Source organism: Terriglobus sp. YAF25 (assembly GCF_052113305.1).
Taxonomy (GTDB): domain Bacteria; phylum Acidobacteriota; class Terriglobia; order Terriglobales; family Acidobacteriaceae; genus Terriglobus.
Genome location: NZ_JBFRCY010000585.1, coordinates 1 through 3,015 on the forward strand (window position 1 = coordinate 1; position 3,015 = coordinate 3,015).

The window sequence follows — 3,015 nt, forward strand, 5'->3', positions numbered from 1 at the left end:
GCCCTGCACCGTTGCGGAGTGTGTACTTGCGGAGCTCATAGAACTCCTGCGGCTGTGCGGACGGTTTCTCCTGCATCTCTGCCTCGCTGGATTTTAGGGTGATCGCTGTGGCCGCGCCTGCAGCCATAGAGCGGATGAATTGCCGCCTCTTCATGATGGAAATCTCTCCTTCGAAAGACATCCTATACAAACACGAAGGCCCCGGTCTTGACCGGGGCCTTGTGGCTGGTTACGCCTTGATGACGTTTCCGTCCTTGACCTCGACCGGATCGAGGAAGGGCATGGACTTGCGCAGATCCTTGCCGACCTTCTCAACCGGATGAGCAGCTTCTTCCTTGCGGATGCGCTCGAAGCCTTTACGGCCAGTCTCGTTCTCTTCGATGAACTTCTTGGCGAAGGTTCCGTCCTGAATGTCCTTCAGCAGGCCCTTCATCGCATCCTTCACGGCCGGGGTTACGATGCGTGGTCCGGCAACATAGTCGCCCCACTCGGCGGTGTCAGAGATGGAGTAGCGCATGTACTCAAGGCCGCCGCGGTACATCAGGTCGACGATGAGCTTGAGCTCGTGCAGCACCTCGAAGTAGGCTAGCTCGGGCTGGTAGCCGGCCTCGGTCAGAACCTCAAAGCCCGCCTTGACCAGGGCAGCAGTACCGCCGCAGAGAACCGCCTGCTCGCCGAAGAGGTCGGTCTCGGTCTCTTCGGTGAAGGTGGTCTCAAGCACGCCGCCACGGGTGCAGCCGATGCCCTTGGCATAGCTCAGGGCCAGCTTCAGCGCGTTGCCAGTGGCATCCTGCTCCACGGCGACCAGGCCGGGAACACCACCGCCCTCGGTGAAAACCTCGCGAACACGGTGGCCTGGGCCTTTGGGGGCAACCAGCGAGACGTCCACGTCGGCGGGAGGATTGATGGTGCGGAAGCGGATGTTGAAGCCGTGCGCGAACATCAGGGTCTTGCCGGCGGTGAGGCCCGGCTCAACCTCCTTGTAGACCTTGGCAGCCGTCTGGTCGGGAACCAGCAGCATGATCACATCAGCCCACTTGGCAGCCTCGGCTACCGGGAGCACTTCCAGGCCGGCGTTCTTCGCCTTGGCCTCGTTCGGCGAACCGGGACGGAGGCCGACCTTGACGTCCACGCCCGAGTCCTTCAGGTTCAGCGCATGGGCGTGGCCCTGCGAGCCGTAGCCGATGATGGCGACTTTCTTCGCCTGGATAAGAGAGAGGTCTGCGTCGTGGTCGTGGTATGCCTTTGCCATTCTTCTTCCTTTTCGTGGTTACGTAGAAATTCTAGTGGAACCGGCCCCGGATCGTCCCGGAGGGCAATAGGGAAAACGCTCTATGTTTCGTCTTCCTCAAACTGGTTGGGGAGGTCGTCTTCTTCCGGGCGGACCGGATAGGCGACCGGCTGATCCGCGGCCGTTTTGGTGCCCAGGGCCTTCAGCACCTTGGTGGTGTGCTGGCCGCGGCGCATGGCCATGCGGCCGGTGCGTGAGACCTCCAATACGTCATAGTTTGACTCACGCAGTACCTGCAGCAGACCCTCGATCTTCGAAGCGGAGCCGGTCATCTCCAGCATGATGGACTCCGGTGCCAGATCGACGACACGGGCGCGAAAGACCTGCGCCAGTTCGAAGATCTGGGTGCGCGAGTGGACTCCATGCGGTGAGTTGGGACCGGCGCCAACCTTGATAAGGCATAGTTCGCGAATCACGGCTTCGGCGCGTGAGACCTCATCCACGTCGCGTGTGACCTCGAGCTTATAGAGGGAAGCCCGGATGCGGTGAGCCGCGTTCTCCGCGCCCTCGCACACGATGGTCATGCGCGAGACTCCGTCGCGCTCGCTCTCACCCACGGTGAGCGAGACGATATTCACCGAAAGGCGGCGAAAGAGGGAAGCCACGCGCGTCAACGCGCCCGGCTTGTCGTCAACAAGTGCAATAAAGGTATGCAGCATCTGATCTTCTTTCCTGGCTATTTCGTTGCGGTGTAGGGCGCGTCGGTGTCCCAGAGTTCGATCTCTTTGTCGCCGGAGGCATGCAGAACGCCACGGTCCCATAGCTTGGATGGAAGCTTGGAGAGTGTGTAGTCACCAGCCGCGTGGTAGCTGCCGCCACAGGGCGGTTCCCCCGGAGCATACTTTTCTGCGGCACACTTCTTACCGCGATAGATATGCGCACGGAAGTCATTGCCCTTTGGGGGCTTGATCTTTAGAGCCGGCAGCGTATTGGAGCGCGCGGCGTCACGGACTTGCCAGACCAGCGATTCGATCTCGTCATCCGTTGCATCTTCCTTTACGACCAGCGTTGCCGTGTCGTTATCGAAGTGAAACAGCGTGAACGATGGGGTAGGAACAGTGGGGCGTGCCGGGTAAGTGACGGCGGGTTTGGCCGGCTCCGAAGGAGCCGGCGCGGTTTTCGGTGCCGAATTACATCCGGCCAATCCAACGGCCAACAGAACGGCGAGAGAACAGATCGGCGTCCTTGTCATTAGTCCTCCGCCGTTTCGATCAGCGGGTTCGGACGGCGCACCATCTCATGCAGAGCGCTTCCGGGGGCGATCATCGGGTACACGCCGTCTTCCTTCTCAACCGAGAAGTTGATCAGGAACGGAGTGGAGCCGGTACGCGCTTTGGTGACGATCGGCGTGACTTCCTTGCGCTGCGTGATGTGCGCCGCGGGAATGCCATGCGCATCGGCCAGTTTCACGAAGTCCGGCGACAGGATCGGTGAGCAGGAATAGTTCTTGTCGTAGAAGGCCTCCTGCCACTGACGCACCATGCCGAGAAACCCGTTATTGATGACCGCGATATTGATGTGCAGCTTTTCCTGCACGATGGTGGAGAGCTCTGCGGCCGTCATCTGGAAACCGCCGTCACCGGCGATCACCCATACATCCTTCTCGGGGGCTGCCATCTTGGCGCCGATGGCGGCAGGCAACGCGAAGCCCATCGTGCCCAGTCCGCCGCTGGTGACCAGGGTGCGGGGAGCAGCCGTACTCCGTGGCGTCGTCCTCGGTGCGG

General features: G+C 61.1%; 4 protein-coding genes. All 4 read right to left on the reverse strand.

The features are described from left to right. Positions 1–229: 229 nt before the first annotated feature. Positions 230–1,252, reverse strand: a complete 1,023-nt coding sequence (gene ilvC, locus AB4043_RS20555) for a ketol-acid reductoisomerase (protein ID WP_442300802.1) — start codon at positions 1,250–1,252, stop codon at positions 230–232. Positions 1,253–1,332: 80 nt separating this feature from the next. Next, positions 1,333–1,950, reverse strand: a complete 618-nt coding sequence (gene ilvN, locus AB4043_RS20560; protein ID WP_442300803.1) for an acetolactate synthase small subunit — start codon at positions 1,948–1,950, stop codon at positions 1,333–1,335. 17 nt (positions 1,951–1,967) lie between these two features. After that, positions 1,968–2,483, reverse strand: coding sequence for a hypothetical protein (locus tag AB4043_RS20565; RefSeq protein WP_442300804.1), 516 nt, complete (start codon positions 2,481–2,483; stop codon positions 1,968–1,970). Continuing rightward, a partial coding sequence (locus AB4043_RS20570) for a thiamine pyrophosphate-dependent enzyme (protein WP_442307941.1) occupies positions 2,483–3,015 on the reverse strand: 533 nt, incomplete at its 5' end. The genes AB4043_RS20565 and AB4043_RS20570, both read right to left, overlap by 1 nt.